Origin of the sequence: Gordonia sp. CPCC 205515 (genome assembly GCF_048537925.1) — a bacterium.
In the GTDB taxonomy this organism is placed as follows: domain Bacteria; phylum Actinomycetota; class Actinomycetes; order Mycobacteriales; family Mycobacteriaceae; genus Gordonia.
Genome location: NZ_JBCLVJ010000036.1, coordinates 1 through 556 on the forward strand (window position 1 = coordinate 1; position 556 = coordinate 556).

The 556-nt window shown below is 53.4% G+C and carries 1 rRNA gene; it reads left to right on the forward strand.

What is annotated here, in order from left to right:
- A 16S ribosomal RNA gene (locus AAFP30_RS28775) occupies positions 1 to 70 on the forward strand; the annotation flags it as partial.
- Positions 71 to 556 lie beyond the last annotated feature (486 nt).

The window sequence follows — 556 nt, forward strand, 5'->3', positions numbered from 1 at the left end:
GGGATCGGCGATTGGGACGAAGTCGTAACAAGGTAGCCGTACCGGAAGGTGCGGCTGGATCACCTCCTTTCTAAGGAGCACACAACATCACCTGCTGATGCTGCCCGAATGTGGTGGCTGTGGGTGTGTGTTCGAGGGTGAAACATCAAACATGCCAATGCTTCTGCCGGCCGTTGTGGTTGGTGGAGGTGGGTGACTGTTTTCGGTGACGGATTCGGTGCTGCCAATACACTGTCGGGGTTCTGAGGGAACACACGTTTCTTCTGGGCCTGCTGTTGAGGTGTCGTGGTGATGTCTTCTGTGATGGGAGGCGGAGCGGTGCGGAGATGGTGGGTGTGTGTTGTTTGAGAAGTGCATAGTGGATGCGAGCATCTTTATTTTTTTGTAGTCTTTGGTACTGCAAGTTTTTTGTCGATGAATGTTTCTACATTCGTGTCTCGCGCACTGTTGTGTGTGGGGTGTGTTTGTAGGTGTTGTTTGTAAGTGTGTAGGGCGTTCGGTGGATGCCTTGGTACCAGGAGCCGATGAAGGACGTGGGAGGCCGCGATAGTCCTCG